Annotated in this window: 20 protein-coding genes; 19 read left to right on the top strand and 1 reads right to left on the bottom strand. The window is 34.9% G+C overall.

Features of this window, described 5'->3' with window-relative positions:
* Positions 1 to 2: 2 nt before the first annotated feature.
* The 19 genes from FNE73_RS08485 (at position 3) to FNE73_RS08400 (ending at position 15642) form a co-directional block, all read left to right on the top strand.
* Positions 3 to 353 (top strand): four helix bundle protein, encoded by a 351-nt coding sequence (locus FNE73_RS08485; protein ID WP_143884198.1) that lies wholly within the window; start codon positions 3 to 5, stop codon positions 351 to 353.
* Between the two features lie 77 nt (positions 354 to 430).
* Complete coding sequence (gene pcaF / locus FNE73_RS08480; protein WP_143884197.1) at positions 431 to 1636, top strand: 3-oxoadipyl-CoA thiolase; 1206 nt, start codon at positions 431 to 433, stop codon at positions 1634 to 1636.
* Between the two features lie 105 nt (positions 1637 to 1741).
* Positions 1742 to 2335 (top strand): acyltransferase, encoded by a 594-nt coding sequence (locus FNE73_RS08475; protein WP_143884196.1) that lies wholly within the window; start codon positions 1742 to 1744, stop codon positions 2333 to 2335.
* A gap of 11 nt (positions 2336 to 2346) precedes the next feature.
* Positions 2347 to 3177 carry an alpha/beta hydrolase gene (locus tag FNE73_RS08470; protein ID WP_143884195.1) on the top strand — a complete coding sequence of 277 codons (831 nt, stop codon included), beginning with the start codon at positions 2347 to 2349 and terminating at the stop codon, positions 3175 to 3177.
* 63 nt (positions 3178 to 3240) lie between these two features.
* Positions 3241 to 5736, top strand: coding sequence for a phenylacetic acid degradation bifunctional protein PaaZ (gene paaZ / locus FNE73_RS08465; RefSeq protein ID WP_143884194.1), 2496 nt, complete (start codon positions 3241 to 3243; stop codon positions 5734 to 5736).
* Positions 5737 to 5848: 112 nt separating this feature from the next.
* Positions 5849 to 6538, top strand: a complete 690-nt coding sequence (locus FNE73_RS08460) for an SMUG2 DNA glycosylase family protein (protein WP_143884193.1) — start codon at positions 5849 to 5851, stop codon at positions 6536 to 6538.
* An 86-nt stretch (positions 6539 to 6624) separates the two neighbouring features.
* Positions 6625 to 7389: an enoyl-CoA hydratase/isomerase family protein gene (locus tag FNE73_RS08455; protein WP_143884192.1), complete on the top strand. Its 765-nt coding sequence runs from the start codon at positions 6625 to 6627 to the stop codon at positions 7387 to 7389.
* 91 nt (positions 7390 to 7480) lie between these two features.
* Complete coding sequence (locus tag FNE73_RS08450; RefSeq protein WP_143884191.1) at positions 7481 to 8707, top strand: cation:proton antiporter; 1227 nt, start codon at positions 7481 to 7483, stop codon at positions 8705 to 8707.
* A 114-nt stretch (positions 8708 to 8821) separates the two neighbouring features.
* Positions 8822 to 9439, top strand: coding sequence for a hypothetical protein (locus tag FNE73_RS08445; RefSeq protein ID WP_143884190.1), 618 nt, complete (start codon positions 8822 to 8824; stop codon positions 9437 to 9439).
* Between the two features lie 29 nt (positions 9440 to 9468).
* On the top strand, positions 9469 to 9960 hold the full coding sequence (locus FNE73_RS08440; protein WP_185147318.1) for a hypothetical protein: 492 nt from the start codon (positions 9469 to 9471) through the stop codon (positions 9958 to 9960).
* 21 nt (positions 9961 to 9981) lie between these two features.
* On the top strand, positions 9982 to 10272 hold the full coding sequence (locus FNE73_RS08435; protein ID WP_143884188.1) for a winged helix-turn-helix domain-containing protein: 291 nt from the start codon (positions 9982 to 9984) through the stop codon (positions 10270 to 10272).
* 63 nt (positions 10273 to 10335) lie between these two features.
* Positions 10336 to 10623 carry a hypothetical protein gene (locus FNE73_RS08430; protein WP_143884187.1) on the top strand — a complete coding sequence of 96 codons (288 nt, stop codon included), beginning with the start codon at positions 10336 to 10338 and terminating at the stop codon, positions 10621 to 10623.
* Between the two features lie 9 nt (positions 10624 to 10632).
* A complete protein-coding gene (locus FNE73_RS08425) occupies positions 10633 to 11472 on the top strand; it encodes a metallophosphoesterase (RefSeq protein ID WP_143884186.1) in 840 nt (279 codons plus the stop codon).
* Positions 11473 to 12116: 644 nt separating this feature from the next.
* Positions 12117 to 12329, top strand: coding sequence for a hypothetical protein (locus FNE73_RS16885; protein ID WP_228429964.1), 213 nt, complete (start codon positions 12117 to 12119; stop codon positions 12327 to 12329).
* Between the two features lie 12 nt (positions 12330 to 12341).
* Complete coding sequence (locus FNE73_RS16880; protein ID WP_228429961.1) at positions 12342 to 12569, top strand: hypothetical protein; 228 nt, start codon at positions 12342 to 12344, stop codon at positions 12567 to 12569.
* A gap of 28 nt (positions 12570 to 12597) precedes the next feature.
* Positions 12598 to 13968, top strand: a complete 1371-nt coding sequence (locus FNE73_RS08415) for a DUF4153 domain-containing protein (protein ID WP_143884185.1) — start codon at positions 12598 to 12600, stop codon at positions 13966 to 13968.
* Between the two features lie 13 nt (positions 13969 to 13981).
* On the top strand, positions 13982 to 14482 hold the full coding sequence (locus FNE73_RS08410) for a hypothetical protein (RefSeq protein WP_143884184.1): 501 nt from the start codon (positions 13982 to 13984) through the stop codon (positions 14480 to 14482).
* A 108-nt stretch (positions 14483 to 14590) separates the two neighbouring features.
* Positions 14591 to 15106: a hypothetical protein gene (locus FNE73_RS08405; RefSeq protein ID WP_143884183.1), complete on the top strand. Its 516-nt coding sequence runs from the start codon at positions 14591 to 14593 to the stop codon at positions 15104 to 15106.
* Positions 15107 to 15276: 170 nt separating this feature from the next.
* On the top strand, positions 15277 to 15642 hold the full coding sequence (locus FNE73_RS08400; protein ID WP_143884182.1) for a DUF1304 domain-containing protein: 366 nt from the start codon (positions 15277 to 15279) through the stop codon (positions 15640 to 15642).
* 52 nt (positions 15643 to 15694) lie between these two features.
* Here FNE73_RS08400 and FNE73_RS08395 read toward each other — a convergent pair whose 3' ends face one another.
* Positions 15695 to 16156, bottom strand: a complete 462-nt coding sequence (locus FNE73_RS08395; RefSeq protein WP_143884181.1) for a thioredoxin family protein — start codon at positions 16154 to 16156, stop codon at positions 15695 to 15697.
* Positions 16157 to 16249 lie beyond the last annotated feature (93 nt).

Genomic DNA, 16249 nt, shown 5'->3' with positions numbered 1-16249 from the left:
AAATGATTAATTTCGAAAATAATCCATTAATTGAGAAAACAGTTCAATTTTCTTTAGATATCATTGAATTTTGTGAATTGTTGGACGAAAAGAGAAAATTTGTTATTGCTAAACAATTGTTGCGTTCCGGAACAAGCATCGGAGCCAACTCGTTTGAAGCACAAAACCCTAACAGCAAAAATGATTTTGTCAACAAAATTAAAATTGCAGCTAAAGAATTAGAAGAAACAAAATATTGGCTCTATCTCTGTAAACACTCTAAAAGCTATCCATTTGATGAAAAATTGGAAAGTCAGATTATAGAGATTGGAAAAATTATTTATAAAATATTAAGTACAAGTTTAAAAAATTAATGTAACAATGTACCAATATAACAGTCTACCAATGATTGTTACATTGTTACATTACTAGATTGTTAAATTGAATTATTATGAACAACGTATATATCATAGATTACATAAGAACTCCCATTTCAAAATTAGGCGGAGGTCTTTCAGAAGTAAGAGCCGACGATTTGGCTGCCATTGTTATTAAAGAAATTGTAGCAAGAAACCCTGAAGTTCCTGTTGAGGAAATTGAGGACGTTATTTTCGGGTGCGCTAATCAGGCAGGAGAAGATAATAGAAATGTTGCCAGAATGGGGCTTTTATTGGCTGGACTTCCATATAAAATCGGAGGGGAAACGGTGAATAGATTGTGTGCTTCAGGAATGTCTGCGGTGGCAAATGCTTTTCGTGCAATTGCTGCAGGAGAAGGTGAAATTTATATCGCAGGCGGAGTAGAGCATATGACACGTTCTCCTTATGTAATGTCAAAACCAAGTACAGCTTTCGGAAGAGACAGTCAGATGTTTGACACCACTTTCGGATGGAGATTCATAAACCCGAAAATGAAAGAAATGTACGGCGTTGACGGAATGGGGGAAACTGCAGAGAATTTAGCAGACATCCACAACATCAGTCGTGAAGATCAGGATAAATTTGCCCTTTGGTCTCAGCAGAAAGCTACTAAGGCTCAGGAAAGCGGAAGACTGGCAGAAGAAATTGTAAAAGTTGAAATTCCTCAGAAAAAAGGCGAACCGAAAATATTTGATACCGACGAATTCATCAAGCCGACTTCTTCAATGGAAGGATTAGGAAAACTTCGTCCGGCTTTCAGAAAAGAAGGAACGGTAACCGCAGGAAATGCTTCCGGAATGAATGACGGAGCAGCAGCTTTAATTTTAGCAAGTGAAGAAGCTGTAAAAAAATATGGTTTAAAACCTAAAGCTAAAATCTTAGGTTCTGCTGTTGCCGGTGTTGAGCCAAGAATCATGGGAATCGGACCTGTAGAAGCGACTCAAAAACTATTAAAAAGACTGAATCTTTCATTAGACGATATGGATATCATTGAGTTAAATGAGGCATTTGCGGCTCAGGCTTTAGCTGTAACAAGAAGTTTAGGCTTACAGGATGATGATTCAAGAGTAAATCCAAACGGAGGTGCTATTGCAATCGGTCATCCACTTGGAGTTTCCGGAGCCAGAATCGTTGGTTCTGCGGCAATGGAACTACAGAAACAAAATAAAAAATATGCATTGTGTACGCTTTGTATCGGTGTCGGACAAGGGTATGCGATGGTGATTGAAAGAGTTTAATTTGAAAATGTGCTAATTTGAGAATTTGAAAATGTCACATCGCATTTTAATTTCAAATTGGTACATTATCAAATTTTCAAATTGATTAATTCTCAAACTAAAATTATGAATATCTACTCATATCACGGAATTCGCCCCATCATAAAACCTTCAGCTTTTGTTCATCCACAAGCAGTGATTATTGGCAACGTGGAAATCGGCGAAGAAGTTTATGTTGGTCCCAATGCAGTGATTCGTGGCGACTGGGGAAAAATAATAGTAAAAGACGGTGCCAATGTTCAGGAAAACTGTACCCTGCACGTTTTTCCGGGAATTGAAACCATACTTGAAGAGTCTGCACACATCGGGCATGGAGCGATTATCCATTCTGGGCATATCGGAAAAAATTGTCTGGTCGGAATGAATTCTGTCGTGATGGACAAAGCGGTCATCGGTGACGAATGTATCATCGGCGCTTTAGCTTTTGTTCCGGCAAACTTCAGATGTGATGCCAGAAAATTAATTGTCGGAAGTCCTGCAAAGATTATTCGCGATGTTTCTGATGAAATGATCAAATGGAAAACGGAAGGAACAAAATTATATCAGGAACTGGCAAGAGAAGGAAAAGATGCTATTCTGCCTTGTGAACCTTTCACAGAATATATTCAGCAGATTCCTACGAAAATTGTGGATTACAGCATTTGGAATGATGTGAAATAATTAAAATTATTATGATCAAAAAACTTCTCATTTTCTGCAGTATTCTGTTTGCATTTCAGTCTCTGGTTTTCGCCCAGACTGAAAATGTAAAACCACTGATTATTGGAGAAATCAGAACGATACAATCTAAAATTTTGAATGAAGAGAGAACTTTGAACATCTATCTTTCACAAAAATTCGACAAAACAAAATCTTATCCAATTATTTATCTTTTGGATGGAGGTATGAATGAAGATTTTATTCATGTGACAGGCTTGGTTCAGTTCTTTAACCAAATGTATTCCATGCCGGAAACAATTGTGGTTGGAATTGCGAATATTGACAGAAAGAGAGACTTTACTTTTCATACGGATTTAAAAGATTTACAGAAAGATTACCCTACAACAGGACATTCAGATAAGTTTATTAATTTTTTAGATAAAGAATTGAAGCCTTATATTGAAAGTCAGTTCAAAACCACCGATAACTATCTATTCGGACAATCTCTCGGCGGACTTTTAGCAACCGAAATTTTATTGAAAAAGCCTGAACTGTTCAATAATTACTTTATTATCAGTCCGAGTTTGTGGTGGGATGATGAAAGTCTTCTAAAACAGGCTCCTCAATTATTAGCTAAAATTCCGGATACTAAAAAATTTATTTACATTTCCGTTGGAAAAGGAGAGCATCCTGTAATGGTAAAAGATGCAGAAGATTTATTTGATGTTTTAAAAAAATCAAACAAGAAAAACTGGACAGTGGAATATAAAATGATGGAAACAGACAATCATGCAACAATCCTACACAGAAGTTTGTATGAAGGTTTGGTAAAATTGTTTCCGTATCAGGAACCGAAAAATTAAAAATGTAACAATATAAAAATGTATCTGTGTAAAAGATTGATACATAGTTAAATTAAATATTATATGGAAAAGTTAAAAAACTATATCTACGGCGAATGGATCGAAGGAAACGGAAACGGGATTCCTTTATACAATGCTGTAAACGGAGAACAGGTTGCCATTTCCGACACGGAAGGTCTGAATTTTGAGCAGGCTTTAGATTACGGAAGAACGGTAGGTTACAAAAACCTTTCATCCATGACATTCTACGATCGTGGTGAAATGTTGAAAAAAGTCGCGCTTTACCTTTTAGAAAGAAAGAAAAAATATTACGAACTATCGTATAAAACAGGAGCAACTCACGTTGACTCCTGGGTAGATATTGAAGGAGGTTTTGGTACATTCTTCACGTATTCAGGATTGGCAAAAAGAATGCTTCCGAACACCCCATTTTGGGTAGATGGAGATACTCAGAAAATTTCAGCAAACGGAACTTTTTTGGGAACTCATATTTTAACGCCGAGTGAAGGGGTTTCAGTACAAATTAATGCTTACAACTTTCCAGTTTGGGGAATGCTGGAAAAGTTATCTACATCATTGTTAGCAGGTGTTCCTTCGATTGTAAAACCTTCTCCTTTCGGTTCTTATTTAACAAACGCTGTTTTTCAGGATATGATTGAAAGCGGAATTCTTCCGGAAGGAGCGGTTCAGTTGGTTTGCGGTGAACCGGGAAATATTCTGGATTATGTGCAGGATGGAGATTCTGTTTTGTTCACAGGTTCTGCAACAACAGGAAGAAAATTAAAATCTCTGCCTTCAATTGCAGGAAATGCCGTTCGTTTCAATATGGAAGCAGATTCTTTGAACTGTTCAATTCTTGGGTTGGATGCAAAACCGGGAACTCCCGAGTTTGATTTATTCATCAAAGAAGTTCGTAACGAAATGACGACGAAAGCAGGACAAAAATGTACGGCAATCCGTAGAATTATTGTTCCCGAAAACTTAATTGGTGATGTTCAGAATGCTTTATCTAAAGCTTTAGACCAGACAAAAATCGGAAATCCGTTGAGTAGAGAAACCAGAATGGGATCTTTGGTCGGAAAACAACAGTATGATGAGGTTTTAAGAAAAGTTGATTTGCTTAAAGCTGAAACCGAGTTAATTTACGACGGAAAGCACGAATTGGTAGATGCCGATTATGAAAACGGAGCTTTCATGAGTCCGAAATTATTCTTAAATGACTCTCCGTTTACTAAAAATATTTCTCACGATGTTGAGGCTTTTGGTCCGGTTTCTACGTTGATGCCTTACAAAGATGCGGAAGAAGCGGCAGCTTTGGCAAAAAGAGGAAAAGGAAGTCTTGTTGGCTCAATTATCTCGCATGATGACAAATTTGTCGCCGAAACAGCGTGGAAAATGGCTTCACAGCACGGAAGAATTTTTGTACTGAACAGAGACAGTGCAAAAGAAAGCACAGGTCACGGTTCTCCGCTTCCGACTTTGATGCATGGCGGTCCCGGAAGAGCAGGAGGCGGTGAAGAAATGGGCGGATTAAATGGTCTTCATTTCTTCCTTCAGAAAACGGCAATTCAGGGTTCTCCGGATGTTTTAACCGCGATTACCAAAATTTATCAGCAAGGAGCCGAGAAAAAATATTCAGACAAACATCCTTTCCAGAAATATTTTGAGGAAGTTGAAGTGGGAGATTCTCTGGAAACAGCAGGAAGAACGGTTACAGACGCAGATATCGTAAATTTCTCCAATGTTTCATGGGATCACTTCTATGCACACACGGATGCAACAAGTTTAACAGGAACAATTTTCGATAAAACTGTTGCTCATGGCTATTTTATTCTTTCCGCAGCGGCAGGATTGTTTGTTTCAGGGAAAAAAGGACCGGTTATCGCGAATTACGGACTGGAAAACTGTTCGTTCTTTAAACCTGTTTATGCTGGAGATACCATTACGGTGTATTTAACGGCAAAAGAAAAAATCAACAGAGGGGTAAAAGGAAGAAATATTCCTTCCGGCGTTGTGAAATGGTTAGTTGAGGTCGTAAATCAGAGAGATGAGATCGTTTGTGTGGCAACTATTTTAACGTTGGTGGCAAAACAGTCTCCTTTTATCAATTTAAACTTAAAAAATATTCAGAAAATACTAAATGGATTAACAGATTCTACTCAGCCAAACTGGGGAAAAATGTCTCCTCAGCAAATGATAGAACATCTGGAACACGGGGTTTTGGTAAGTCTTGGCGAACCGGAAGCTGATAGGTGCTTCACTCCTGAAGAACAGTTGGAAAAATGGCAGGATTCTTTATATAACCACAGAAAAATGCCGAAAGATTTCCCTGCGCCGTTTTTGGCGGATGATGAAAAACTATTGGAGTTAAGACATAAAAATCTCGAAGCTGCAAAACAGTCTTTCATTGATAATTTAAAAAGATTTGTAATTTATTACAAAGAAAATCCACAGGCAGAACACATGAATTTCGTATTCGGAAAACTGAATAAGGAAATGTGGGAATTGATGCATAAAAAGCATTTTACGCATCATTTTGAGCAGTTTGGATTGATTTAAAATTCAAATAATCAATGTACCGATATAACAGTGTAACAATTTTGTTGCGCTGTTTTTTATTTTAAACTCTACAATCATAAAAATACATCTGTTAAATCATTATATTTATTTTATGGAAACTTTTGCTCAGCAAGTAATTGAATTCAATAAAAAATTACAATATTCCGGAAAACTTCCCGAAGATTTTCAGGTGCTTAATCCATATCTTGATAATCCTGAAACGCTGGTCGTCATGGAGAAGTTTTATCAAAAGTTTTACAACGATTCCAATCAAAGAAAATTTTTAATAGGAATTAATCCGAGTCGTCATGGAGCAGGAGTTACAGGAGTTCCGTTTACGGATACCAAACGATTGGAAAGCGTCTGCGGAATTCAGATGAAATCTGCCCGGACTCATGAAGTTTCTTCGGTTTTCATGTATGATATGATTGAACAATATGGCGGAGTGGAAGAATTTTATAAAGAGGTTTACATCAATTCGCCGTTTCCTTTAGCAATTGTCAGGAAATCGAAAGGCAGTTGGATCAATGCCAATTATTATGACGATAAAGGTTTGTTTAATGATGTGAAAGAATTTATGATCAGCTCATTACAAAAACATTTAAGTTTAAATCTCCAAACTTCGGAAGTTTTTATTTTAGGAAAAAAGAACGCAGATTTTATTTCAAAATTAAATCAGGAAGCAAATCTTTTTAGTAAAATGACCGTTTTGGAACATCCCAGATATATTCAGCAATACAAATCTAAGGAGAAAGAAATGTACATCGACAAATATATTTTGGCTTTGAAGAATAACGGTTGATTTATTTTTGAATCATATTTTCACTTTTATTTTTCTAAAAACTCTGTTATTAGTATTTTTGTAAAAATCCACCTTAAATTGTAAAAATGAGCGATTTCGTAACATCTGAAATTAAAAATAATATTGCCGAAATAACATTCGGAACAGCAAAAAGTAATTCCCTTCCGGGAGCAATCCTCGAAAAATTGGCGCAGACCATCCTTGATGAAGGCGCTAAAGATGAGGTGAAAGCAATTTTAATAAAAAGCGAAGGTGAAAAAGCTTTCTGTGCAGGTGCCAGTTTTGATGAGCTTTTGGAAATTGAGGAACTGGAAAAATCAACTCGGTTTTTCGGTGGCTTTGCAAAAGTTCTGAATGCAATGAGAAACTGCGGGAAAATTGTTGTGGTGAGAGTTCAGGGAAAAACTACAGGTGGTGGAGTGGGTTTGGCTTGTGGAGCGGACTACTGTTTTGCGACTACCGATTCTGCCTTAGCGTTAACAGAAATCAATTTAGGAATCGGACCATTTGTGATAGGACCGTATGTTGAACGAAAAATAGGAAAATCACAATTTTCGGCAATGGCAATTGATGCAGATTTCAGATCTGCAGAATGGGCAGAACAGCATAATATTTATCATTCCGTTTCACCTACGATTGCAGAAATGGATTCTCAGTTGGATAAATTTTTAGAAAAATTATCTTCGAGAAGCAAAGAGGCTCTGGCTTTAATTAAAAAAGTTTCGTGGGAAGGAACTGAACATTTTGATGAATTGATGCCGGCAAGAATTCACATGAGCGCAAGCCTGATTCTTGAAGAATCTGCAAAGAAAAATATTGAGGCAATTAAAGAAAAATTAAGGACTAAATAGATATTCTTTCTTTTGATTCCTTGAAAAACCGTTGTAATATCGTCAACGGTTTTTTTATAAAAACTTGACTATATTTAAAAAATAAACTAAAATGGGTTCTTACGAAATTTTCATTTTGCTGATATGTCTTTCAGCAGGATTTGCTTTTATTAATCAGAAGTTTCTGAAGCTGCCTTTTGTGATAGGATTATTTTTTCTGTCAACAGCTTTATCTGTTATCGTACTTACTTCCCAATTATGGATTGATATTGATGTAAAAGGGCTGGAAAAATATCTGGAAAACTCACACCTGGACAGGCTGATCATTGATGTTTTTCTGGGTTTTTTACTTTTTGCAGGCGCACTCCATACGAATTGGGGCAATCTGCGTTCTCAGATTAAGCCTATTGCAAGCTTTGCTTTGGGCGGAGTAATTCTTTCTACAGTTATTATTGCCGGTCTTTTTTATTTTATTGCCGGCTTATTGGGAATTGATATCAGTTTTGTGTACTGTCTTATTTTTGGAGCTTTAATTTCACCTACCGATCCGATTGCGGTCCTTGGAATTTTAAAACAGGCAGGAGTTCCCAAGAAAACGGAATCTGTAATCGTGGGAGAAAGTTTGTTTAATGACGGAATCGGGGTGGTGTTGTTTATTGCATTGCTGGATACGCTCCGTGTAGGAGAATTTGATTTGGGGCATTTTGGTCTGCTTTTTATGCAGGAAGCCGTAGGTGGAATTTTGCTTGGTCTTGTGTATGGGTATTTCCTTCATTTGCTGCTGAAAGCTGTAGATCATTATGAAACAGAAATCCTGATTACCCTTGCTTTTGTTATGGGAGGATATTATCTTGCCAATCATTTTCACATTTCAGGAGCCTTGTCTATGGTTGTAATGGGATTGATGGTCGGAAATTTCCGGACGAGTCTCTCAATGAGTGATACTACCCAGGAATATGTCAATAAATTTTGGGAACTGGTAGATGTGGTTCTCAATGCATTGCTTTTTATTCTTATTGCTTTCGTCCTTATTGAAGTTGATTTTAAGATTGAATATGTAATTCTGGGCATTGTATCAGTGCTTATAATTCTTTTTACCCGTGCATTTTTAGTGTATCTTCCATTAAGTATCTTTCCTAAATTTTTTAATCTGAATAGAGTAGACGCAAGAATTATTTCCTGGGGCGGACTTCGGGGCGGGCTTTCCCTTGCATTGGTATTATCACTTCCTCACAATTCTTCTAAAGAAGTTTTGCTGGTTGCTACCTATTGTACTGTTTTGTTCAGTATTCTTATTCAGGGACTTACTGTAGGTAAAGTAGCCAAATGGAGCAAATAAACTAACTTTAATATTAATCAAAGACTGAAAAATTCTTCAGTCTTTTTTTATTTTAAAATAAATATTTGGAAAATTCAATAAAATTAATAACTTTGTAATTCAAAGTTCTTTTATATGGAATCAAAAAACTTTCACGAAGACTTATCACACATTCGTTCTATGATGGAGCGATCTTCAAGGTTTATTTCATTAAGCGGGTTATCCGGAGTTTTTGCAGGACTTGCTGCGATTATTGGCGCAGTATATGTTTACTTCGCTTTTCAGCGCGAAGGAATTGACTATTTTGAAGGCGACAGAAATATTTTTGGAAAAGAACTGGTAAAAGAATTGGTGATGACGGGATTTGTGATTTTGGTTGTTGCTGTTTTGTGCGGATATTTTTTTACTGCAAGCAAAAGCAAAAAGAAAGGACTTAAAATCTGGGATGCTACCACAAGAAGATTATTGGTAACATTTGCAGTGCCTTTAGTAACCGGAGGATTGTTTTGTCTGTTGCTTCTGTATCATCATTTGTTCGTTTTGGTGGCTCCGGCAACTTTAATTTTTTATGGACTTGCTTTGGTGAGTGCAGAAAGATATACTTTAACGGATATAAAATATTTAGGATATTGTCAGATAATCTTAGGATTACTTTCATTTATGTTTCTTGGTTGGGGTTTAGTAGCCTGGACAATCGGTTTTGGTGTGCTGCATATTGTGTATGGATGGATTATGCATGTGAAGTATAAGTAATGATGCTCATTCAGTTCATATTTTTTGTTATGATATGTGGGATTTCTCTCATCTTCCTTTTATTATATTATGGAACTAAAAATAAAGTCTTTAAAAAATTATTTATAGGATATTGGTTGTTTTTTATTTTATCATTTGTGAGTTTGCTTGTAGTCGGTTTTATTAATAGTCCAACTACTGTTGATAAAGAAGATATTTACGGAATATACGAAGTTGATAAAGATATGTTCAGAGGAAAGAATGCTGATTGGCAATTTCAACATTTTAGTTTTGAAATTAAAGAAAGTGGAACATTTTATTTTTATGAATATTATGATGATGGAAAAATTAATAGAAAGCACACAGGAAATGTAGAATTTATTGAAGGCTACGCTAGTCCGCATTTAAGATTAAGTAATGTAAAACCAGAGCATCAAATAGTAGATAATGAACCTTTATTAGTAAGAAATAAGTGGAATTTTTATTACGTTTTTAAATCTAAAAAATTTGGAAATGTATTTTTTAAGAAGAAAAATAATTAGTCTCAAGCAAATTTAATATCAATGATCAACATTTCAAAACTCAATAAAGAATTCGAAAGCCGTGTAAGATTGGGCATAATGTCCGTTCTTATGGTGAATGATTGGGTTGATTTTTCTGAAATGAAAAGTTTGTTGGAAATCACAGACGGAAATCTGGCAAGCCACAGTAATGCGCTTGAAAAGTCAAATTATATCGAAGTAAAAAAAGAATTTGTAGGTAAAAAACCAAAAACGTCTTATCGGGTTACTCAAAACGGCCGAACTGCTTTCACAGAGCATTTGAATGCTTTGGAAAAACTCCTCGGAAAATAACTTCGATATTTTTTTAAATTTAAACTTTGAAATACAAAGTACTTTATAATAAATTAAATAAAAATGACAAACAGAAACACAACACTAGCAATTTTTGCTGTTCCCGCACTCTTATTGGCAGCAGCATTTTTAGGAAATCTTTTTGTAGATGGCTGGAACTGGTCAGGATTTGATTTCCTTGTTGCCGCAGTCTTACTTTTCGGAACAGCGGGTCTAATCTTTTTGGTACGGACTTTCATAAAAAACAGAAATTACAGAATCTTATTAAGTCTTATAATTGTCGTATTTCTTGTTTTAACATGGATAGAATTGGCAGTAGGAATCTTTGGAAGTCCATTCGCAGGAAACTAAAAAAAGAAAATGACCAGAAAGAAATTTTTAAAAAGACTTTTGCAGCTTTCTGCAGTCGGAGCTTTGCCTTTTCTCTATTCATGGCAGATTGAGCCGTTTTGGGTAGAGTTTGTAGAGAAGAAACTTCCTGTTAAAAATCTGCCTGAAAATTTGGAAGGAAAAATTTTAATGCAGATTTCAGATTTGCATGTAGGAAACAGATTCGACTGGAATTTTCTGATTGAATCGTTCGCAAAAGCTCAAAACTTTCATCCTGATTTTGTGATGTACACAGGTGATTACGTCAACCACGGTACTCCGGAAGATCACAAAAGTTTGCAGAAAGTAATGGAAAAAGCAGTTTACGGAAAGCTGGGAACTTTCGGAATTTTAGGAAATCACGATTACGGAAAAAACTGGAAAGATCTCGGTTCTTCGGAAGAAATTTGCCGCATTTTAGAAAATAATAGTATCACGATGCTGAAAAATCAGCAGACAGAATCTCACGGATTAAATTTTATCGGCTTTGATGATTTATGGTCACCCAATTTTGATCCGATGGAAATCATGAAAGATTATGATCCGGAAAAAGCAAATCTGGTACTCTGTCATAATCCCGATGTTTGCGATAAAGATGTCTGGAACGGTTATCAGGGCTGGATTTTGAGTGGTCATACTCACGGTGGACAATGCAGAATTCCGGGAGTGATTACCCCGATTCTTCCTGTGGAAAACAGAAAATATATTTCGGGCGAGATTGATCTTGAAGACGGAAGAATACTCTACATCAACCGTGCTTTGGGACATTCTTTTCAGGTTCGATTTATGGTTCGTCCGGAAATAACGGTTTTTACTTTAATTCAAGCTTAAAATAATGAAGGATTCAACCATCATAAATATAGGAAACTACGCTTTCTGGGTTTCGTTTGTTCTAATAAGTTTTTGCTTTTTAGGATCATTTACAAGTGAAGGATTTTTATTTGGAATTCTTGGAGCAATTCTAATGCTTTTTGGAGGCTTTATTAATATGATGATATTTTTTTTCCTTATGATTTATGGTTCTTATCACGAATCTCAGTTCAATATTTGTTATAAATCCGCTATGACAATTTTAAAGAATATTCTTGTTATAATTTTTTATGGAATTTTAATAAAAATAATAGAATTATGAATAATTAAGCTATTTAAACATAGGAAAATACACATTCGGATTGTTTTTTCTTCTTGGAAATATTTGCCTTCTCGGATATATGAGTACAAAAATTGATGCTTTCCAGATTCAGGATTTACTTTATTGCAATTCACAATTCCTATTTCTGTCCTTACTCATTTATGGTTTATTCCGAAAAACTAACTTAAAAGAATGTGTTAAAGCGTCACTAATCATTTGCATTAACAATCCCATTGTAATTCTGTATTTTCTATTTAGTTATTTTCTTAATGGGATTTTAATTCTAATTAATCTTCAAAAATATATCAACTATGAAAAACTACGCACAAAATTTATCATATTCATGTACGAAAACTCCCAAAAACAGTACAGGAGATATTTTAAAAAGAAAAAAAGGCAATGGCAGTTTAACGAAGAACAACTGTTAAGCTTTAAACAAGATTCTTTGGGACGAACCTTAGGCGAATTTTACAAAAAGCACGGTTTCAGGATGATTCCAAAAATGGAAAATCACGATGTTTATCATCTGATTACCGATTGCAGTACCAATATTTAGGATGAAATTGCCATGCAGTATCTGCTTTTCGGAAACGGAAAAAGAAGTGCTTATCTTTTAGGCGTTTTGGCTTTGGGAACTGTTGTTTTTCCGGAATACTTCAAGACATACATCAACGCTTATAAAAAAGGCAGAAATATGAGAACCTTTCACCACTGGAATTTTGAAGAACTTTTGTGGCAGAATTTTGACCATTTGAAAGATTTTATCAGGCAAAAAGAAGCACCTGTTGCTTTTTAGTCTCAACCTTAATTTTAACTATAATTTTATGAAAACACATCACTATATATTCATTTCGACCGTACTTTTCGTTATTCTTTTTTATAACGAAAGTATAGGTCTTAATCTTGGAATTTTAGGAATTTCCTATTCAGTTTTTACAATAATCAAAACGCCTAAAAGAAATTATACCAAAGTATTTCTGTTGCTTTTTGTGACGAGCATTTTATCAAGTCTTGCATTTGCCTGGTTTGTGGATTTTGCCTCTTTTCTGGCATTGGTTTTATCGCTTTTACTGCTGTCTTTTAAAGCTAAAAACAAAAAGATGAAAAGTCTTTTTCTCCTTCCTGTCTTTGTTGTAAATGTTTTTACTTTTATTTGCAGGGTTATCAGTTTTGATGAATGGCTTCCAAAACAAAATACTTCAGAGCTCTGGAAGAAGATTTTTGCCTTTGTGTTGATTCCTTTTATTTTCGTAGCCGTATTTTTCGGAATTTATTCTGTAGGAAGCAGTCATTTTGCCAATATTTTCAAAGATGTCGAACTGGATGTCAATCTGTTTCAGATTTTTGCATTAGGAGCTTTAGGCTTTTTCATTGCGTTCAATTACTTCAATTTTGCGGTAGAAAAGTTTTTGTATAAGCAAAATTGCTTACTGAGCAATGATTTTCAGCAAAAGCATAAAACACCAAAACCTACATATTCATTTCTGGATTTGAACACGGAAAGATTGAGCGGTATTATTTCTCTTATTTCTCTGAATGTGCTTCTTATTTTCTTTATCATCACCTACAATTATGAGCAGTTTTATGAAATAGTAAAAACTCCGAATCAGCTTTCTGAAGAGACGCATGAGAGAGTAAATGCAGTGATTTTGTCTATCATGATGGCAATTCTGGTCATTATGTTTTATTTTAAATCCAATTTTAATTTTGATCCTGAAGCGGGATTGCTGAAAATCTTAGCCAAAGTATGGTTGCTGCTCAATGTTGTCCTGATTTTTTCGGCAATTTTAAAAAATTCAGAATACATCAGCAATTATGGTTTTACCTACAAAAGACTTGGGGTGTACGCTTTTCTGCTTTTGTCATTGATCGGATTGACGCTTACTTTCATCAAAATTCAGTATAGAAAAACCAATGCATTCCTTTTCAATTCAATGAGCTGGAGCTTTTATGGAATAATTTTAGTATGCAGTTTTATTAATTGGGGTGGTGTCATCACTTCCCAAAATATGAAAAGAAAAGATTTTGCGGTAAATTATCATCTGAACAGCATCAATTTCAGCGAAAAACAGCTTTTGAAATATGCTGAAGATCATAATGATACATCGCTGAAAAATAAAATTTCAGAAAGAGTCAAAGAGCATCAGTCAGCTTCTTTTCTTTCTCAGATTCTGTATTATAAAACACTAAACTAAAAACTATATCAATATGAAAAAGTCAGTTCTCTTAATTATTCCTCTACTGATGGCTTCATGCAGCAAACAAAGTTCAGAAGCTCAACAAAAAGAAGATTCACTCACATCTGTGGTCAATACGGATGTAAAAAGGAAAGATTCTGTTTCTAAACCAATTGTTGAAGATTCTTTACAAACAAAACAAGTAAAAAATGCAGGCGAAACAGTAAAAATTCTGAATGCCGAAAAACTTCCGTGTACCATTGATCAGAAATTTGATGCTAAAATCCAGAAGCTGGTGATCAGGATTCCCAATTACAGCAAACCTGAAATTCATGGAAGCATTTCCCCGCAAAAGAATAATATGAATGTTCGCTTCAATCAGATCAAATTACCTGACGGGACTTATGACGGTCCCTTTGGAAAAGAAATTTCTTACCAGATTAAAAATAAAGGTGAAGTCTGGCTGATCATCGGCAAAAATCTGATGGCTGAAGGAGCAGTTGAAGGAGATTTTTCGGTAACGGTAGAGTAATTGGTATAATTTCTGTAACTAGAATTTTAATCAAAAATAGGGATAGGTCTTTGCGATATAAATCGTCATAAACAATTCCACGCAATTTAAATCATTAAAAATCTACTTATGAAAAAGGTATTTTCAATAGCCATTGTATCGTCGGTTTTTTTGACGAGCTGTGGTGCAGTACAGTCTATTGTTCAGAATACATTTCCGTATACAACCAATGTTCTTATATCAACGGGAGTTCCTGCCAATAAAGAAGTTTCGTCTACCTCTACGGCTTCCAATGTGCAGACTTGGGTAGGAGGCAATAATAATGCTCAGATTAAAGATGTAAGAATTTCTGATGCAAAAATTTCGGTAGTTTCTCCTACAGGAGGAAATTTAAGCGCATTAAAATCAGTAAAAGTATACATTTCTTCTACCGGAACAAGTGAAAGACTGGTTGCTTCAAGAAATGATATTTCTACCAATTCATCCAGTTTAAACTTAGATCTTAACAGCGAAACAGGATTTTTAGACAGCATTGTAAAGAGTTCCGGACTTTCTGTAAGAACGGTTTATGAATTGAAGAATCAGACTTCTTCAGACATGAATATCAAAGTAACACTCAATTTCAGCAGTGTTCCTGTAAGATAATTTTAAATCAGTTAAATTTTATATTAGGGAATAGCTTTTCAGTTTTTGAAAAGCTATTTTTACTTCTGTTCTGTAGGAATAGGTTCATATTTAAAATGAATAATAAGTTCTAAATTTTTTGAAACGGATTTATTTTATTTCTTAGCTTTACAGTTCAAAAACACTCAACAATGGAAATCGTCGCCCAAATTCTGATTGCAGTTGTAGCTGCAGAACATCTTTATATTCTCTGGATGGAAATGTTTGCATGGGAACCTAAAGGAAAGGAAGTTTTTAAAAAAGCGTTACCGGCAGAATTATTTAAACCAACAAAAGGTTTAGCAGCAAATCAGGGTTTGTATAACGGTTTTTTGGCTGCCGGATTGATCTGGTCATTTTTTATTGAAGATCCGAAATGGCAAACCAATATTGCATTGTTTTTCTTGGCATGTGTTGCGGTAGCCGGAATTTACGGTGCTGTTTCTGCGACAAAAAAGATTTTCTTTGTTCAGGCGCTTCCCGCAATTGTAGCAATTATTGCTGTGCTTTTAAAATAAATTAGTTGAATATTGTTCAGAATCATTATTCAAATGGATCAAAATTTATGAATTAAGGTAACAGAATCTTTTTCAGTTTTTCTGCCATATTTTTAGGGGTAAGCAATCCTTCATGGTAATCAATAAGTTTCTGATTTTTATCTAATATAATCCACAAAGGGTAAACAGGCTGATTTTTGTTTTTAGCTAAAGCCGTGGCAAGCTCGTGAATTCCTGAATTTCCATTGGGCAAGTATGTAAATTCTTTTTCCTGAAAACTGATCGTTTCTTTTGTTTTTTCTGCTTCAAAACTGATGAAGTAAAAGTGATCATTAATAAACTGAGTTAATTCTTTATCCTTATTGAGTTTGAATGATTCAATTTTGCAAACCGAGCACCAGTCGGTATAAATGTGAATAATTACAGGTTTGGGATTATTCTTTTGCAGAGTTTCTACCTCCGAAAAAGAATGTTGTTTTAACTGTGAAAAATAAAACCCTGAAATGGTTAACATTATAATGAGTGAAAATTTCATGTTGACTGATATTTAATTTCATACCTAATTTAAAGCAATATTTATAACTTTAATAAAACTCAATTACTTTAGTTATTGAAGTTCTTTGCTGAA

Origin of the sequence: Chryseobacterium binzhouense (assembly GCF_007474545.1) — a bacterium.
Lineage (GTDB): Bacteria > Bacteroidota > Bacteroidia > Flavobacteriales > Weeksellaceae > Chryseobacterium > Chryseobacterium binzhouense.
This window is presented reverse-complemented; position numbering and strand designations above follow the sequence as displayed.